The sequence below is a fragment of the Nodularia chucula CCY0103 genome, from assembly GCF_963923915.1.
Classification (GTDB): Bacteria; Cyanobacteriota; Cyanobacteriia; order Cyanobacteriales; family Nostocaceae; genus Nodularia; species Nodularia chucula.
This window is the reverse complement of record NZ_CAWUOL010000026.1, coordinates 1-18,310: the sequence shown is the minus strand read 5'-3', so window position 1 is coordinate 18,310 and position 18,310 is coordinate 1. Positions and strand designations below refer to the sequence as shown.

Below are 18,310 nucleotides of genomic sequence, written 5' to 3'. Positions count from 1 at the left end.
TATGCGGTCAAAGTAATTCTTAACTGTTCATCTAGAATCCGGACTACCAACGGGAATCATTTCTAGCAAAGTCCAATTAGAGTCTTTCTCAGAAATTTCCGTGACTTCTAGAGGCCATGCAATATTAAAAAATGGGTCATCATAGCGTAGTCCCCGTTCATACCCAGGGGTATAAAACTCACCCACTTGATAAACCACCTCAGCATCATCTGTTAGAGTTTGATAACCGTGGGCAAACATTTCTGGGACATATAAAGCCCGGTGATTTTCTGCGGTTAACTCCACACCAATATATGATAAAAAAGTTGGCGATTCCGGACGCATATCAATAATTACATCGTAAATAGCCCCTTGGGTACAACGTACTAACTTAGTTTCTGCGGCAGGAGAAACTTGATAATGCATTCCCCTGACTGTACCTTGTTTGTGGTTAAAAGATATATTGCATTGGGCAACTGTAGGCTTTAAACCATGAGCCATAAATTCTTGAGCGCAGAAACCACGGGCAAAAAATCCCCGATGATCCGGCTTTTTTTCCACATCAATAATAAATGCGTCTTTGAGTGCAGTTGTGGTAAATTTCACAAGAGTTTTCCAGATATATTTTGACGTAAAAGTACAATTTTATTTCCACTAACTGGTTAATTAAAATTGCAATTTATTCCTGTATTAAGTGTAATTAGCTGGATGAGTTAGGGATATAAACAAATATTTTGCGTTAACTGGCTGAATATTATTTAGACTGATGTTGTTTCCACCTTAACCTCATTAACTTCTTTATTAAAATTTGGTCTAGGATAATCATTATTCCAGTAATGAGCGCAAAGTTCTGGACGCTTGGGAGGATTAGCCGTATACACAAAAAATAGTGTTGATCGTTCTTCAGTCCGGAGAGTCCCATGATGTAAAATTCGTCTCGTATCAGCGAAAATGACTGTTCCTGCTGCTCCTGGGCAAGACTTCCAAGCAGATTTAGGGATAATATTATTTAGGGTTTGGTCATCAATTCCGCCTAAGTTTTTAATTTTGCCTTGAATGCGGTAATAATTAAGTTTTGATTTGGCAGTAAAAGATATTGGCACATATTCAAAAGGTCCATGTTTTTCTTCCACATCATTTAAGTAAATGATGATTTTAAGAACTCGCCGATCTTCTATATCTCTATGCCACAGCAGTGTTTGAAACTGATGTTGGTTGGCAAAATCCTTGCGTAAATGCACCCCATGATAGGCCACGGGAAGACCAATATAATTTTCAATAATATTGAGAATTGATTGTTCTTTACCCCAATCATAAAATGATGGTAAATCTGTAACTATGTAAATTTCGGGGGGATTTTCTGCGGCAGTGCTGTAGTTAGTTTTTCCCATACTTGGTAATAGACTGTAAGCAGCATTTAGCATTTTAGGGGTAGAGGTTAAGCCTAAATCTGTGAGGTTGGTAATGTAAATACCCTCACGTTTAATAGCATCAACAATGATCCGTTCTTTTTTTGTTAGTATAGGTAACTTATTCCGATGTTGCCAACGTGATGACCTATAAGTTAACTCGGATTGCAGTAACGACATTTGTTTCTCACAACGGTATATTCAAATTTTGAAATTTCTCAATTTAGCTACTTCAGCTATATTTTCGCCAACTTAAACTCCCAACAAAGAGTTTTCTGCTGAGGACAAATCTGCTATTTCCATAAACTGCTGAATTTGACATCGGCTTTTTTGTTGCATATCATCACCTTGTTGCCAAGATTTAGTCCAATCCACAATCCAAGCTAAAGCTGTGGGTAAATCTAATTTTGGTTCCCAGTTAATTTGAGTCCGAGCTTTAGAACAATCCAAAGTTAACAAATTAGCTTCGTGGGGTTGAAATCCACCATCTTTAATCCAATGAGCATCATTTCCCCAAAATTGCCGTAGCTGTTCCACTACCCAAGCTACGGTTTTTACTCCTGACTCACTTGGCCCAAAATTCCAACCTCCACCATAAATTGAACCCTGAGTATAAAGTTTTTCAGCTAACATTAAATAACCATTCAGTGGTTCTAAAACGTGTTGCCAAGGGCGCACAGCTTGGGGGTTTCTAATCACAACTTCTTTCCCTGCGAGCCAAGCGTTAAGAATATCAGGAATCAATCTGTCTTTAGCCCAATCTCCGCCGCCAATCACATTTCCGGCGCGAACACTGGCTACAGCTACCCCATGTTCATCATAATCAGCAGGATTAAAAAAGGATTGACGATAAGCAGTAGTAACTAATTCAGCACATCCCTTACTACTGCTGTATGGATCATATCCACCCATAGCGTCTGTTTCCCGGTAACCCCAAACCCATTCCCGATTTTCATAACACTTATCAGAGGTGACAGAAACTACTGCTCTCACACTGGGGACATTCCGTATTGCTTCCAATACATTCACTGTTCCCATAATATTCACAGCATAAGTGTCTACTGGGTTGTAGTAAGATTCCCGCACCAACGCCTGAGCAGCCAAATGAATCACAATATCTGGCTCGTAAGTTTGCATCACTTCCCTGAGAAAATCTAAATCTCTGATATCTCCTACCACCGATGTCATACCATCAGCCACATGAGCTAAATCAAATAGATTCACAGTTGTAGGAGGGGTTAAAGCATAACCACACACTTGCGCTCCTAGCATTTGTAACCACAAAGATAACCAACTACCTTTAAAGCCTGTATGTCCCGTGACAAAAACTTTTTTTCCTGTCCAAAAATTAGATTTCATGAGATAAATTCTCCTAGTGCAGCAAGGACTAAATCAACCTTCACGGATAGTAATTACGAACTACGAATTACGAATTACCATACTTTCCAAGGAGCATTACCACTCTTCCACAACTCTTCTAAGTGATTTTTATCGCGTAAAGTATCCATCGGCTGCCAAAAACCACTATGCTTAAAGGCAGATAACTGATTCATCTCAGCCAGTTTTTCTAAAGGTTCTTTTTCCCAAACCGTAGATTCATCAGCAATCAAGTTGAGTACTTCTGGTTCTAAAACAAAATAACCGCCATTAATCCAAGCACCATCACCTTCAGGTTTCTCCCGAAAGCTGTTAATTTTAGTTTGCTCCTGTCCTAAAGAAATAGCACCAAAACGTCCTGCTGGTTGCACGGCGCTGAGTGTTGCTAAGGTATTTTGTTGTTGATGAAACTTAATTAGTTCTGTGATATTGATGTTACTAACACCATCGCCATAGGTGAAACAAAATGTGCTGTTACCAAGATGCTCACTGATGCGTTTTAAGCGTCCACCTGTCATGGTGTTATCTCCCGTATTGACTAAGGTGACGCGCCAGGGTTCAGCATAACCAGAGTGGATATTCATTTGGTTAAATCGCATATCAAAGGTAACATCTGACATATGTAAAAAGTAATTAGCAAAATACTCTTTAATGATGTAGCCTTTATATCCACAACAAATAATAAAATCATTAATACCGTGAGCCGAGTAAGTCTTCATGATGTGCCACAGAATTGGTTTACCACCAATTTCCACCATTGGCTTAGGTCGGATACTAGTTTCTTCACTGAGGCGTGTACCAAGCCCTCCAGCCAGAATTACTGCTTTCATACAACTACCTTTTTGGAGATTTGTAGCGAGATTATCGTCTACATTTTGCGGGATGAAGAGATGCACTGGGATGAGATTAAAATGCTAGGATAATGTCTTGATTCAAGTACATAATATAACTATTTTTTTGATATGATTGATGAAGAGGATATAAATAATTGTCTTTTAGAGATGAAATATATATGAATCTTTTAACTATTATTAAAAATAAGTAAACATGATAAGAGTAGTAAGGTGCTAATCTTGATCATGTTTGTGTTACTTTACTCAAAAAATATTTAGGTGGAAACTAGCGCTGAACTTACTAGTTTTTGTAATTAGTTATTGGCTGTATCTCCCCAGATAGCAGAGCTTTGTAATAAAGCCGTACATTGACTTTCTATAATTACACAGAGGCCGCTTAGTGCTTGCTGATAGCTTTCTGTATCCTCTTGTTCTAAGGAGAGTTTGGCAGCTGTTTGTAAATCTTCAATCGCCTTGACATTATTAGGGTCAGACTCAACGCCAGTGTATTGTGTAAGTTCATAGCGAATCATTCCCCTTTTGAGATAGACTTTCGCCAATGATCCATTAATTTTCAGTGCTTCATTAAAGTCAGCGATCACCTGTTGATATTCTGGAATAAAGTTGCTGCTAAATTGTGCCATTTTATAGCGAACTTCACCACGCTGAAAGTAAGCTTCCGCTCTGGATGCATTCAGTTTAATTGCTTGGGTAAAATCAACAATTGCTTTTTGATAATCTTGTAAAGATTGACCGCTATATTTAGCCATTTGAGAACGGACAATACCCCTTCTGATATAGGCTTCAGTTTCTTGATCGTTAATCCACAGAGCTTGATTAAAATCAGCGATCGCTAAATTATATTCCCGATCAGGATCATGACTATATTCAGCCATCATATAACGGGCATTACCTCGGTTGACATAAGCTTTAACTTCTTGGGGGTTAATTTCTAAAGCTTGGTTATAGTCTTCCAGAGCGCCTTCATAATCTCTCAAGTTATAGCGTGCATTACCCCGGTTCATATAAGCTCTAGAATTTGTCGCGTCATTTTCTATAGCTTTGGAAAAGCTTTGTACAGCTTCTTGGTAATCTCGAATCTGGTAAGCAGCATGACCCTGTTTATAATAATCTGCAAAGGTGAGAACTTCCTCTTCTGTTGGCTTGGGCAGAGCCATCAAAGTTTGTTGGGTGTAGGCATTTTGAGAAACATAAGGTCGAGTAAACTTAATTGCTACATCCAAATAGCCCAACAGACCAAAACCTAGTAAACACAAGACAGCTGGATAAAACTTGGCTTTTTTATGCTGTTGATAAGGGGAATAGCCAGAAGCAGCTACAGGCTGCCAATAATTAATGCGATGATGATGACTAACTGGTTGTGGAGAACGTTGACGCTGGGGATAGCGCCTTTTTGGTACAACTCGCGGGCGGAGATGTTCCTGATTTTCCACAGCTCTCGGTGATGGAAAAGGATCACGTCCACCCAAGCGCAAAGTCCGTTCACACCAGGGACAACTATCTAAATGATTGTTGTAGCGATGCTGGGGATTAGTCGTACAAGTAATCAGGCTATCTTCAGCTTCAGCTAAAACGGATAACCAAGTTTGGGCGCTGGGGCGTAACTGTGGATCATTATGACCATTCTCAAAGCAACGCACAAATAATTGTTGCAACTTAGGATGAAGCACTTCCCAAGCTGGTGCAATGGGTGTGGGGCGATAAGGGACGCGACGCTGTTGACTGTAAGTAAAATGTCCAGCAGCAATGCGGGCTTCATAAGGTGGTGGCTCAGAAACTCCTTGAAAGATTCCCGAAAAGGGGTGAGTACCTTCCATCAACAGTTGAAAAATCAATACCGCCAAGCCAAACAGATCATGATTAATCTGGCGATCGTGTTCTGCAAAAGTTTTATTCTGTAATTCTGGTGGCGTAAATTCTGGTTTACCCACCGAACAGCGATAAACAACCTTTTCGTCAGGATCATAGACTTGAAAAGAGTCAGTATCCACCAAAGTTACCAATGCTGTATCGCTGACCAGAATATTTGACTCATTCACGTCACCAACGCAATAGCCACTATTATGCAAAGCCCCAAAAGCTGCTGCTAAATTGCGAGCCGTGCGGAGTAGGTATTGATAATTAAATAAGGGGCAGTGTTCACGACGGGTTCTGGGATTGTAAAAATCTATAATCGGACGCATCCCATGAATCCGAGGCATCACAAAGCCAATGATCTCATGACTTTTATCTGTAGCCTTGATTAAATCCTGCGGCCAAGCAATAGAAATATGTCCTAAGCTAGCCGTAGGATTTTCTGGCGGGTTAGCAAGCATGACCCGGAGTTTTCGGGCGTGAGCAGCTGTTGGCTTATGATAGACCTTGGCTACTAAATCACCAGAGGACGGCACTGCATAGATACAAGCTTCACCGCCACGCCCCAAACTAATGCTGAGGTTGAGAATTTCTGGTTCGGGAAGACAACGTAAGACTTGCATGATGAAATCACGGTGAATGGGGTGATGTAAAAGACTAATATCGCAAAATTAACACAACATTTCTGAGAATAAAAATCATCAAAAGTTAGCCACATTTCAAATAGTTTCTTGACTCAGCACTCAGCACTTTTAAACCCAGCTAAAATCAGTGTCAGATCATCATCAGTACGTTGGGTAATTCGCTCAGAACCTAAAAACCTCACCAACTGCTCATGGGCTAATGTCTGATCTTCGGCATTTTCTACAAAGTCGAATAAGGGAAAAAAGAATGGTTTATGGGGTTCACCAATTACCATGTTTAAAGCCAGCATTTGTAGTCCATCGGTGAGGACACCAATATTAACTATGGATTCGCGCCATATTCTCATTTGTGCTGTATTTAAGGCATCCGGCGAAGTTAAAAAAGTTGTCTCATTGATGTGTTCACCATTGTCAGGTATTGTTAGTGCCAGCAAGTTACCCTGATGATCTTTGGCTACTGCTAAACCATCACCAACTTGTACAACTCCTACTATTTCTGGTGTGGCAACCATAATAATTAAGGTAGTTGCTAAATCTTGAGGCTGTTTGCTACAAGCTAGGGCTTCATCGTCTACTGCTTTTTTGGCCGCTATTAAGGCATCATGCAATAGTGACTGCACAATAGCATCATCTGCAAGGGATTCTCTGGTAATTTCTTGAAGGGCTAGATTTTCAATGGCTGTTTCTACAGCGACCATAGCACCGATTTTTCCCTGACTGGCTGAACCAGCACCATCCGCAGCAGCGATTACTAATACATTACCGGGTAGTATCTGCCAGTGGTGAGCATCTTGACACAGCTGCTGGTTCCTGATGTGACTTGTACCACATACAGATGCGGCGACTACTCGCCAATGAGATATCTGTTTTAATTTTGTGTTCATAGATTTTTCAAAGCAGCGAGCTGTCTGTTTCTCAGCCGTGCATCAGCTCAGAAATTAAATAGTTCCCCAGCCAATGGGTGGTAATGCTACCTGTTCATCTACCTGGGAATGGGACACTGCTGACATACTGGCTGATAACCACACAAACATCTCAATAAAGTTTAGTCCTTTCAGTTTAAGTGGAGTCCGCACGGCTAATTGATTTAGGCGCATCATGTTAGCATTTTCTACCCCTACTGTAAAGAATGCCACGCGTTTATTGGCTTCTTCTACTTGCAGACGCTGGGCTGCTTGCTCTATGAGATCATCTAATTCCCCTTGTGGTTCGCCATCTGTAATCATGAATACCCAAGGACGATAGTAGGCTATGCCATTAGCACGATATAAGGCTTTACGCTCTTGCACCATGTCTAATGCTTTATGAATGCCGGAACCCATTGTAGTTAGTCCCTGGGCGGTCAAGATGGGTGGGTTAAATTGATCTGCTGTCACAAAGTCTTGGACTATGTTGACGTTACTATCAAATGTAATAATGGCTACTTCAACCCTTCTGGCAGCTAAGGAATTTTTGACTAATTCATCTTTCAAACTTAGCAAACCCTGATTTAATGCCTCTATGGGATCTCCTTGCATGGAGCCAGATGTGTCCAACAATAGTACACAAGGGCAACGGGGTTCAGGATTTTCAGCAAATTCAACTATTTCATCCAGTTTTAAGGTATCGTGCATAACTTTTTCTGTTATGTTATACTGCAATGCTTTATTTTCCTTTTTTCAAAGTATATATTTCCGTTTCCGGAGCTTACAAGACTAAACATAAATGTTTAGCCATAATTGATGCAATCTTTATGAAAAAGATAGCTTTTAGCAAATGATCTATATATACCATTTATTCATGAATATATACCTAATTTGCCTTTTCTTTAGGGCTTGGTCGGTTAACTGCTGACCTGGGTTATTGTTAAAAAATCAAACTGTTAATCCTGGATATTTTTGGTAATTTAGGCGAGAAATTCTGCATTTATAGTCATCTGTTTTGATTTCTAGATTTGTTGGTGGAGTTGGGGAGTGGCAAAAACACTGTTGCGATGATACTGATATTTTGACCGCCAAGTGCAGGCTAATTTTACATAAATCAAATTAGAGTCCTATAGATAATCATCATTCCCTCCTAATATGAACACAAAAATTTTGGCGGAAATAGATTGAACAATATTTTTCAGTCTAGATAATCCAAAATTTAACATTTTTGTAGGGGGTGATTTCACATTTTTATATGTGGACATGGATAAAAGTTAGTAATTTTATTTTGACAGAGATATTAAAATCCTGACAAATTACCGCATAAAAATCCACTTTTAGGTATATTCTGGATTCTGAATCTTATCTCGTAAATCTGGCAAAATATGCATATTTTTGGCACTTTCACAGCATTAAGTCCTCAGAGTTTGTTAAGACACTTATCCAGTTGTTATGATACAGCGTGTTTACAAGTTTTTAGTAATTGTGTCATCTGGTCAATTTACTTTCAGCAGGGGACAATAATCTATGCGACCCATTCTGTAGCGCCTTTTGACAGACTAGAACGCTATCTGCTGCACCTGCGTGATCAAATTCCAGGGGTGAGTCATGAAACTTGTGTGCAATTACGCTTAATGTTTGCTGGGAAATATGATGGTGATCATAAACAGCAACCTGCTGAATATCAAGCTATTGAATGGCTGATGGGTGAAGGATATTTAAATGCTGAACAAGCTACTTTACTGATTCAAGAGTTGGTAAAGGAAGTGGTGGAATCATTTTTGTTAATTAAATCTGGTAATTTTACATTAAGTGGTTCGGAGACAGTGGTATCAACTATCTGTAAGTTGGATGTTAAAAAACTTATCAAATTCTGTCAAATTCAATTGCATAATTGGTTGTCTTTCGCACCTTATATTTCTTCACCTTACCAGCGTCCATATTTGTTGAGTGCTAGTCTGGTTAATAGTCGAGATTTTCCAGATATTGAACCACATTTATCTAGTTGGATGAAGGGTTTGAGTTTACGTCATCTGGCGGCGATGATGAATCAAAATGAAATTGAATTAGCAAACGGTTTATATCCTTATATTATCCAAGGTGGCGTGATATTACATGAACCAGATCCACCGTATGATCAATTACCAAAAAATGTGCAAAATGTGTCATTACCTTCTATTTATACAACGGAATTACTGTTAACAAATTTAGTAGATATACCAGAGGAGACGAATTACCAGAGGAGCGGAGTTTATGCTGATATTCCTGTAGAGCAATTACCAGATATTTCTCATCCTACAAAAGACAATATCCAGGGACTAACAATATCAAATAACATAAATGGGACTGGAGAAAGAGTAACGACTGCTACTGGAACTACTAAAAAAGTCTATAAAATTGTTTCTGTAGATGATAGTCCGACAATTCTTAAAAAAATTGATCATTTTTTAGGCTGTGATAGTTGTGTTGTGGTGAAAATTAATGATCCTATTAAAGCTGTAATGTCGATTATTCGGCACAAGCCAGATTTGATTTTACTGGATTTAAATATGCCAGGAATTGATGGTTATGAATTGTGCCGGGTTGTACGAAATAATGCAAGTTTTAAAGATACTCCGGTAATTTTTATCACGGGATATGGGGGAATTATAGATCAAGTCAAGGCGAGATTAGTAGGAGCATCGGGTTATTTAAAGAAACCTTTTACGGAATTAGAATTACACAAGATTATTTTTCAGCATTTGAGTTAAAAGGGTGATGATTATTCTTCTTGGGGGATGATGGTATCTAGTTGTGCTTCTGGTTCTGGTTCTGCTTGAGGAGCTGAGGAAGAGGATTGAGAAATGATTACTAATTCAGTTTCTTGGTTTTGACTAGTACCCCATTGATCTAGGACATCTTTAATCAAGACTTCTTGCAGCCAAATTTTAAAGACTACTGTTAAGGGTAGGGCTAAAAATAATCCTAAAAAGCCAAAGAAGGTGACGAAAAATAGTTGGGAAATAAGTGTTACTGCTGGTAGTAATGAGACTCGATGTGCCATGACGGTGGGAGTAACAAAGTTAGCATCAATTTGTTGAATTACAAGGTACAAAATTAATACTATTAGGGGTTTCCAGGGTGTGTCTAAAAGGGCGATCGCCATTGCTGGGATGAGACTTAATGTGGGGCCTAAGTTCGGAATTAAGTTGAGAAATCCGGCTAAAATTCCTAAAGCTAAGGCGGCTTTGACTCCTAAAACAGATAAGCCAATTACACTTAGTATTCCCACAAAACTCATGGCAATAAAAGCACCTTTAATCCATCCTTCTAGTGCAATTTCGCATTGATCTAAAATGCCATCAATGCGGGTACGATAAAATGAGGGAAATAGGCGAATAAATAATCTCCGATAGGCTTGAGGGTCGGCTAAGAACATTCCTGTTAATACTAAGACTAATAATATCTTGAGTATTACTTCTAAGGAACCGGATACAAAGGCGAATGAGTTTCCTAATATTTGATTCAAGAAAGGTTGTGCTTGTGCAATTAGACCGTTCAAGTCAGGAATATAAGGAACCAATTGGTTAGGAACTAAAGTTTCTAGTTTTTGTATCCAAGTGTTAAACCGCGCAAAGCCTTGGGGAACTCGATATGTGAGTTCTTGAAATTGCTGGGCGAAGGGTGGGACGATTAGCCAGAAAAAACTGACAATTCCGGCGAACAAAATTGCTACGGAGATGACAATAGAGAAACCGCGTCTCATCCCGAAGCCTTGAATCCTTTTGGCTAGCCGATTTAAGGTGGAAGCTAAGACGACTGCGGCAAACATCAGTAACAATACTTGCCGAATTTGCCATAAGATGTATAAGGAAAGAACTATGGCGATTAAGCCAATCCATTGACCAAGGTTCACAGAGTATCCCCCACCTATATAGTTGAGATTAGGTTAGCTGATTTTAGCAATTTCTCTTAGTTTTGTTTGTGTGCTGAGTTAAATCTCCAATATAATGCGATCGCCATGATGAAAGTTGGTAATAAAACAATAATTAAGGCATTAGCATCTGTGGCGGCTATTGATAAATTCGGTCCCAGGTACTTAATTAATACAGATAGCAAGGCGGACAGCATCAGCAATTTCACGACAAATCCGAGATTATTGTGCATAAAAGTACGGTAATACATATTTTTTGGGTATACCCAATCTGTTGAGCAAGGGGTTGTGGGTAGCGATCGCATTTGAATATACCATTAAAACCGCAAGTCCTGAAGGCGAAACTGTCCAACAAGTGTTCACGATTGTGATTTAGATTTACCGAAAATTCTGCGTCAGCATGATGTAGAGTTTTCGGACTAGTAATTTATCTTTAGCTAAAGCAGTAACAATTTTAGGATAAATTGAAAAGCGATCGCCCATTCTCAGAGCCATCGCTTATTTACAGTCTACAATTTTGCCTAATACATCAGGAATTATTGAACTTCACCAAAGGCGTGTTCGACATCTGCCATATTGGTATATTCCTGTTCTGGCATTTTTCGGAGGATGTTAATGATCTCTTTGTTGGCTTTTTTGTCCCTAGCGTGGTTGACTAAATCCTCTTTGTTGGCGGGAAAATCGATACCACTGAGACTTTTAGAAATGTCAATTGCTGATACTGCCATAACCTAACCTCTCTTAATGGGTTATATCTAGGCTATTGGCGATCGCTATCTTTCATTCTCTACCTGCGGTTGCATCTTCAGTATCAAAATTATTGTGATTTCATATACATCGCAACTTAAATACTGTACAAATAGACCTATTTTTAGGTGCTATAGGAGGTAATTTTTGCTGAGAAACACCATTATAAGCGTCTTTAATCAGCTTCTTTGCCAAATTTTAATTGTTTTATCCCAACTAGCAGAAACTAATATCTCGCCGGAATCTGTGAAGGCTAGGGCTGTAACTGTATGGCTATGACCTGTAAATGTAGCCAGCAATTCTCCGGTTGCTAAATGCCACAATTTGATGCTGTGATCAGCGCTACCACTGGCGATAATTTGTTGGTCAGGACTGAGGGCGATCGCATATACTCGGTCTTTATGGCCTGTGAGAGTACGAATTAATTTACCTGTTTCCAAGTCCCAAATTTTAACTGTGTGATCCCAACTACCACTAATCAACAGGTTATTATCTGCACAGATAGCTAAAGCAGAGACAATGTGACCATGACCTTTGAAGTTGTATGACGGTGGTGAGTCTTTAAGATTTTCCCACTTTTGGGGTTGTGAAGTCTGCCAAACTTTGATTTTGCGGTAGCTACCTGTAGCCAAGGTTTCCCCATTGGAACTAATGGCTAGGGAATGAGCAGCTGTATCATCTAATGATAGGGCGATCGCCACCTGACGCTGCATCAAATCCCAAAACAAAACTTTCCGATCATCTCCCGCAGTGACCAACATCCGGCCATCGGTAGTAAAAGCCACACACCGCACCATACCATGATGCTTGTGCAGAATATCAATTAAATCTAATCCCCCAATGTGCCACAGCTTAATTGTCGAATCTGCACCACCACTGACTAAAATTTGTCCATCGGGACTAAATGCTAAAGAATTAACCTCATTAATTTCCCCAGATGTCACCCAAGGATATTCTGATAATGTCTCGATTAATTCACCCTTAGTTAAATCCCATAACTTGATTTCTCCACGACTACCACTTGCTAAAATAGGTGAAGTTTTACCATTATTATACCGAGAAGTAAAAATCAGGCAATTAATGCCTTTAGTATGTCCTGACAATGTTTGCCAACATTCCCAATCAGCAATCACTGCCTTTTGGGGATGTTCTGGTGGCAAAGTTTGAACTGTTGCAGATATCTGATTTTCTGATACGAATAACCGTGAATCTTGTTGCGTAATCAATAATTGTAAATACCAACTCAGTCCCCCAGCATATAGCAAATCATCTGGATTAATATACTGTTTTGGTTCGGCAAATTTTATTTGATTAGTGGGTAAAAACCCAGCAATTAGAGACGGTTTTTGATTACAGCCATTACTTATAAATGGATGCAGTAAACACAAAAAAACTAAAACTTGATAATTTTTTAAATCATCTTGCGTAACAGACCACCGAACTTTATTTTTTCTAATACTATTAATACTTTCGCCATCTACGGCATAAACTTGAATTTTCAACTGAGGATTAGCCGTTAACAGGTAAGTAAATTTACTTTCGCCCCGTAAATTGCCCTCATCATCTAACACCATATTTTCCACAGTGTCCTGGGATAACTTCTGCACCAACTTACCCCAGCATTTAGCCATAATTGCAGTGACAATTGCTTCTCGTAAAAGATAATCTTCTGCTTGTGTCTGGAAGTATTTAGCAAAAGGTATCATCAAGTAATCATCATATTCTGGTGGTAATGGTGGGGGATTTTTCGCCACAATTTCAGCCTGCTGGGAGCAATTTCGCATAATTTCAGATAATATCTCACCTGAAAACTGAAATATCTCACTGTGACATCCTTTTACTGGAGTTTCCAGCAAAAATAAATCATAGGTTTTCGGTTTTTTCAAACGTTGGAGAAAGTCAGCTTGTTGAGCTTTAAGTAAGCTAATCCAATCCATTGGCGTTGATTGCGACACAACAATATTTTATATCTAAAGTAAACTATCAAACACAATTTCTCAAGGTAGATGGGGAGTGGGGAGTAGGGAGTGGGGAATTTTCCTAACACTTGTGGTTACTGCTATATCAGAAATCAAATAGGAGTCCTATATGAGTATTGGTGACTCTAGTGAACTGATTGGTAAAATTTAACTAGCTTGGTGATGAGATATTTGTCAAACTTCAAGGTTTTCTGAATACATCTCATACTTTAATTAATTATTTTCAGGTGAAATCATGACAAATCAATCTTATATTTTCCTTGCAGGTGCAAGTCGTGGTGTGGGTAAAGAAATCGCCCAACGGTTATCAGCGCAAAATCTCCCGGTAAAAGCGTTGCTGAGAAATGAAACTGCTGTTGCTGAACTCACAGCGCTGGGGATGAAAACTGTGATGGGAGATGCTTTAAATATCAGCGATGTGGAAACTGCAATGCTGACAGATGAACCTATCCATACAGTTATTAGCACTATTGGCGGCTTACCTTCAGAAGGTGAAAGAGCTGATTACCTGGGTAACAAAAATCTCATTGATGTGGCTATGAAGGCTGGGGCGCAAAGGTTTATTTTGGTTTCTTCCATTGGAACTGGTAACAGTGCTGCTGCTTTACCTCCCCAAGCCTTAGCAACTCTGGGGCCTGTGTTGGTGGAAAAAGACAAGGCGGAACAACATTTAATTGCTAGTGGACTCACTTATACAATTATTCGTCCTGGTGGGTTAAAGTCGGAACCAGCAACGGGGAATGGGATTTTAACTGAAGATCCGGGTGTTGTGGGGACTATTCATCGCCCAGATGTGGCTGAGTTAGTTTGTCGCTGCTTAAATTCTGCCAATTCTGATCATAAAACTTTGTCGGCAGTGGATAAAAATATGATTCCTGGACAACCAGAGTTTGTGGAATTTCATTTAGATTAATCAGCTATGGGGGAATGTTTCAGATTCTCCCCACCTAATAACATCTCTAAACCTTGGACTAATCTTTTTATACCTGCGGCGGCTGTTTCTTTTGCCAATGCTCCATAAGCAACGCGCAAATAACAGCCTGTTTCCATGCCGAAGGTTGTACCGGGAATGACTGCTACTTGATGTTGCTGAATCAATTTTTTGACTAATTCAAAGGCATCTATTTCAGTATGAATTTTGAGAAAGAAATAAAATGCACCATTAGGATAAGTAATGCTACATAAGTTTTCTAGGGGTTTGAGGGCATCAATGACGATTTCTCGGACTTCTGCAATCGCCCCAATGTTTTTATGTAAATACTCTGCCTTTGCTTGTAATGCTCCTAACGCTACATACTGAGAAACTACTGGCGGACAAATCAAAATTGTATCTTGAATTTTTTTAACTGCAATAAATAAATGCTGGGGAATTACCATATAGCCAATGCGCCAACTCGCAAAACCGTAGGCTTTGGAGAGGCTATACAATGAGATGGTGTGTTTTCGGCTACCTCTAAATGCCCCAGGGGAAATGTGTTTAACGCCGTTATAGGTAAAATATTCGTAGGCTTCATCGCTAATGTGGTAAATGCCATGAGTACCGCAGATTTGATTTACCTGTTGTAATGCGGCTTCTGAATAAACAACCCCGGTGGGATTGTTGGGGGAAATTGTGACTACAGCTTTTGTTTTGGGGGTAATTGCTTGGGCGATCGCCTCTGGACGTAGTTGATAATTTTCATCTGTGGCGACTAAGACTGCCCGACAACCAGCCATTGCGATCGCCATTTCATGATTAAAATAATAAGGCGTATTCAGGATAATTTCGTCACCAGGGGAAGTAATAGCTAAAATGGCATTCATAAAGGCCATATTGCTACCCGCAGTCACCACAATGCAGTTATCTTCAGCAATATCAATATGATTGAAGCTTTGCAACTTCTCCGTCAGGGCTACTAGTAATGGCGGAATACCCTCAACGGCTTTGTATAAATTATTAGTAGGTTCTGAGAGAAACTCAGGTAGAATTGCGATAGCTTCTGGCGGTGGGTTATATGCAACGACACCCTGTCCCAAAGAAATAGTACCGGGGTGATTCTGAATTAATTCCCCAACCACAGGAATAATTGGCGATTGTACCGCCTGCATACGAGAGGTTAGGGATTCCATATTAAATCAGATTTGGGTAAAAAAATCATGCTGTGACAATTTTATCACTGCTGCGTGATGTTTGCATATCTGTTTTGATGAAATTTTGGAACTCATCCTACAAAATTAAGACCTTGCTGAAACAAAAAATCAAGTTTTACAAACTCGTCATCACTTGGGCTAGTTCATTAGATAAGTTAATTGTAGATTCTTGGGAATTTCTAAAGAGAACTCCAGCTAAAAAGTAATGATTTTCCGAATAAAATGCCATTTTCTTTTGACGTAAGCTATCTATACATTTTTTCACTTTTGGCTCTGAACTATAGTGACCAAACTTTAAAGGTAAAACCATAAAATTATGCACGAAATAATGATTTTTTGCGGCTATTTTAATTGTACTTGTGGGATTAGAAAAACTAGATACTAAAACTAGTACATTTTTATATCCTAGTGATAAAAGATTATTGGTAACTGTGGCTCCATCTACACCTCCAAATAATAGCGGCATATAAATATCTGGATCTGGCGCAGGAAGATAAGGTGGATTTGCTACAAGATATTCAGCTTTGGGTTGAGAAGAATTAAATAAACATGAATTAGAAATTTTATATTTATGAGCGAGATTATATTCATCAATTTTGGAATTTGCCAATTTCCATGCCAAGGTATTTAATTCAAATCCATGTATAACCGCATCAAATTTATTTTTAAGTAATGAATTGATCATGGGACTACCATCTCCTGAGCCAAATTCCACTATAGAGTCAGAATTTCTACAATTGTTTAGAACAAAGGTGTCTAAGCAGTTTGAGTAAAAATTAGATTCTTCAGGACAAAAAAAGATATCTTTCATGTGAATTGAGTTCAAGAACAGTGTATAATCTGCATATAAACTAATTAGTTTCTATTGCTAAGTAAATAAGCTAAAATAAATCTAACTATCTAACAAAATGTAAAATAATCGAAAACATTTTATTTAGGTCAGGCAGATATGCTTAATTGAAAGTGCCAAAAAATGAGGTGCAGTTTTGGGTAATTTATCCTTGATGTTGATCGAAGTCGAAACATTTAGGTATAGCTGTTGATTCTGCTTGATGTATTGATTGCAGAATAGCTTTAGCTGCGCGATCGCTCATTAATTTTTCTTGGTCGTAACCCAGTATCAGTTCCCAAGCATCATTGGGATATAGTTCGGCTAAAGGCAAAGCCACATCATCCAACATCCACTGTCCGTGGCGTTCATCTTCTCTAATGTGCAGTTCCCAATAACCCATAGCTGCTTCTGAAAATCTGAGTCGTTGGGCTGCTGCCAGATAATTTCTGTAAGCCCCAGGCCCGGCAACTTCAAAATAAGTTAACCCTCCGGCATAACGTAAAAAATCGCGTTTGCGCTCAGTCAGTAAAAAGTTATGATTAGCACAAGCTAAAACTTCCCACGGTACTAAATCAAAGTACCCCTCTGGTTCACAATTCATCTCAAACTCAGCCAGCATTTGAGCAAAAAATGTGGAGTGCTTGCGGGATAAGCGACCATTGCCATATTCTTCCAAGAGTACCCGTACAAGGGTACACTGTATTTCATTAGCTGCACCACCTAAAATTCTGGCAAGACGACTACCTTCCACTAAACCGTCAAAAGAAGCAATCTTGAGCAAGTGGCGATAACCAGCTTCAGTCATCTGTTCTCGGATATAGCGACTATCTTCTGAGAGTGAGGGGTCTAAATCAGCAGATGCGCGCTCAATTAAAGCTTGTTTAACGTTCAGTTGTTGTAATACCACCACATTGATTTGCGCCAGTTCCCAATTTTGCCAAGCAGCTTCAATTTGGTTACGGCATGAGCATAAGTAAAGTGAGCGCTCATTGGTGTAATGTCGCAGATCATCATACCAAAATAGCTTGAGCCGATTTATTCTATAAAGTATCCTCTGGAGAAAAAGATGAGCTTGCCAATCATCATATTCGTTTTGATAAGCAGCACGAATCGCTGTCCAGAGTATCCGCTCAAATTCGTTTACTTTTGCCGCTTTTACCTCCACAATGTTGTCTAAATTCTCTGTAGTCAGCAGTTCAATAAATTGCTGTTCAGCACGGTTATATATGGTAATTGTTCTTTCTTTTGTTGGCGAACTTTTTTCTACAATCCCAGATTTAGAGAACATAAATAAACTGCTTTGTAGGGAATATTAGATGACTTTGACTACAGATTAGACTAGTTTCATCTCTAATATACAAAGTTACATATTTGTAGCTTTATGTACCTCTTTCTCTGGTCATAAAGAAAAATTAAGTTTAGACATTAATACCTTAGCCAAAATAAGAGCCTTAATAATAGCAAAACTGGCAAAAATTAGTATACATAAGCGTTTGGATAAAGAGGTAATTTGTCATCCCAAACCCTGATCCTACTGTCCAGAAGTGTTAAATCTTGCAATAAAACTTTATAATCTTTGCACTTTACCCAGATTAAATTCCTTGCTTATTGAGAACCCCACCCCCAACCCTGAGAGGATGTTTTAAAAGTTTTAGGCGAATATAATTCGCTACTACACAGGCCAAGT

16 protein-coding genes are annotated in these 18,310 nt (G+C 39.1%); 2 read left to right on the top strand and 14 right to left on the bottom strand.

The window, feature by feature from the left end; translation table 11 throughout:
- Nucleotides 1-27: 27 nt before the first annotated feature.
- From rfbC to ACM0OP_RS09845, 7 genes are all read right to left on the bottom strand, one after another.
- Nucleotides 28-585 carry a dTDP-4-dehydrorhamnose 3,5-epimerase gene (rfbC, locus tag ACM0OP_RS09875; protein ID WP_414528234.1) on the bottom strand — a complete coding sequence of 186 codons (558 nt, stop codon included), beginning with the start codon at nucleotides 583-585 and terminating at the stop codon, nucleotides 28-30.
- Nucleotides 586-737: 152 nt separating this feature from the next.
- Nucleotides 738-1,568, bottom strand: coding sequence for a phytanoyl-CoA dioxygenase family protein (locus ACM0OP_RS09870; protein ID WP_414528233.1), 831 nt, complete (start codon nucleotides 1,566-1,568; stop codon nucleotides 738-740).
- A 72-nt stretch (nucleotides 1,569-1,640) separates the two neighbouring features.
- Nucleotides 1,641-2,747 carry a CDP-glucose 4,6-dehydratase gene (rfbG, locus tag ACM0OP_RS09865; RefSeq protein WP_414528232.1) on the bottom strand — a complete coding sequence of 369 codons (1,107 nt, stop codon included), beginning with the start codon at nucleotides 2,745-2,747 and terminating at the stop codon, nucleotides 1,641-1,643.
- Nucleotides 2,748-2,821: 74 nt separating this feature from the next.
- On the bottom strand, nucleotides 2,822-3,595 hold the full coding sequence (gene rfbF, locus ACM0OP_RS09860) for a glucose-1-phosphate cytidylyltransferase (RefSeq protein WP_414528231.1): 774 nt from the start codon (nucleotides 3,593-3,595) through the stop codon (nucleotides 2,822-2,824).
- A 317-nt stretch (nucleotides 3,596-3,912) separates the two neighbouring features.
- Nucleotides 3,913-6,096 (bottom strand): tetratricopeptide repeat protein, encoded by a 2,184-nt coding sequence (locus ACM0OP_RS09855; protein WP_414528230.1) that lies wholly within the window; start codon nucleotides 6,094-6,096, stop codon nucleotides 3,913-3,915.
- A 113-nt stretch (nucleotides 6,097-6,209) separates the two neighbouring features.
- Nucleotides 6,210-7,001 (bottom strand): PP2C family serine/threonine-protein phosphatase, encoded by a 792-nt coding sequence (locus ACM0OP_RS09850; protein WP_414528229.1) that lies wholly within the window; start codon nucleotides 6,999-7,001, stop codon nucleotides 6,210-6,212.
- A 54-nt stretch (nucleotides 7,002-7,055) separates the two neighbouring features.
- A complete protein-coding gene (locus tag ACM0OP_RS09845) occupies nucleotides 7,056-7,730 on the bottom strand; it encodes a vWA domain-containing protein (protein ID WP_414528228.1) in 675 nt (224 codons plus the stop codon).
- A 677-nt stretch (nucleotides 7,731-8,407) separates the two neighbouring features.
- Here ACM0OP_RS09845 and ACM0OP_RS09840 point away from each other — a divergent pair.
- The gene (locus ACM0OP_RS09840) at nucleotides 8,408-9,772 is read left to right on the top strand and encodes a response regulator (protein WP_414528227.1); all 1,365 of its coding nucleotides are present in this window, start codon (nucleotides 8,408-8,410) and stop codon (nucleotides 9,770-9,772) included.
- 11 nt (nucleotides 9,773-9,783) lie between these two features.
- On the opposite strand, the gene ACM0OP_RS09835 is transcribed toward ACM0OP_RS09840, so the two are convergent.
- The 4 genes from ACM0OP_RS09835 to ACM0OP_RS09820 all read right to left on the bottom strand — a co-directional run bounded on the left by ACM0OP_RS09835 (nucleotide 9,784) and on the right by ACM0OP_RS09820 (nucleotide 13,619).
- On the bottom strand, nucleotides 9,784-10,917 hold the full coding sequence (locus ACM0OP_RS09835) for an AI-2E family transporter (protein WP_414528226.1): 1,134 nt from the start codon (nucleotides 10,915-10,917) through the stop codon (nucleotides 9,784-9,786).
- A gap of 56 nt (nucleotides 10,918-10,973) precedes the next feature.
- Complete coding sequence (locus ACM0OP_RS09830) at nucleotides 10,974-11,168, bottom strand: hypothetical protein (protein WP_414528266.1); 195 nt, start codon at nucleotides 11,166-11,168, stop codon at nucleotides 10,974-10,976.
- 303 nt (nucleotides 11,169-11,471) lie between these two features.
- The gene (locus tag ACM0OP_RS09825) at nucleotides 11,472-11,663 is read right to left on the bottom strand and encodes a DUF2795 domain-containing protein (protein ID WP_414528225.1); all 192 of its coding nucleotides are present in this window, start codon (nucleotides 11,661-11,663) and stop codon (nucleotides 11,472-11,474) included.
- A 198-nt stretch (nucleotides 11,664-11,861) separates the two neighbouring features.
- Complete coding sequence (locus ACM0OP_RS09820) at nucleotides 11,862-13,619, bottom strand: WD40 repeat domain-containing protein (RefSeq protein WP_414528224.1); 1,758 nt, start codon at nucleotides 13,617-13,619, stop codon at nucleotides 11,862-11,864.
- Between the two features lie 277 nt (nucleotides 13,620-13,896).
- Here ACM0OP_RS09820 and ACM0OP_RS09815 point away from each other — a divergent pair, with 277 nt between their 5' ends.
- The gene (locus ACM0OP_RS09815; RefSeq protein WP_414528223.1) at nucleotides 13,897-14,574 is read left to right on the top strand and encodes an SDR family oxidoreductase; all 678 of its coding nucleotides are present in this window, start codon (nucleotides 13,897-13,899) and stop codon (nucleotides 14,572-14,574) included.
- Here ACM0OP_RS09815 and ACM0OP_RS09810 read toward each other — a convergent pair.
- The 3 genes from ACM0OP_RS09810 to ACM0OP_RS09800 all read right to left on the bottom strand — a co-directional run bounded on the left by ACM0OP_RS09810 (nucleotide 14,571) and on the right by ACM0OP_RS09800 (nucleotide 17,911).
- The gene (locus tag ACM0OP_RS09810) at nucleotides 14,571-15,770 is read right to left on the bottom strand and encodes a pyridoxal phosphate-dependent aminotransferase (RefSeq protein ID WP_414528222.1); all 1,200 of its coding nucleotides are present in this window, start codon (nucleotides 15,768-15,770) and stop codon (nucleotides 14,571-14,573) included. The genes ACM0OP_RS09815 and ACM0OP_RS09810 overlap by 4 nt on opposite strands.
- 136 nt (nucleotides 15,771-15,906) lie before the next feature.
- Nucleotides 15,907-16,602, bottom strand: a complete 696-nt coding sequence (locus ACM0OP_RS09805; RefSeq protein ID WP_414528221.1) for a class I SAM-dependent methyltransferase — start codon at nucleotides 16,600-16,602, stop codon at nucleotides 15,907-15,909.
- Between the two features lie 184 nt (nucleotides 16,603-16,786).
- Entirely contained in the window at nucleotides 16,787-17,911 is a 1,125-nt protein-coding gene (locus ACM0OP_RS09800) for an iron-containing redox enzyme family protein (RefSeq protein ID WP_414528220.1), read from the bottom strand.
- Nucleotides 17,912-18,310: the final 399 nt, after the last annotated feature.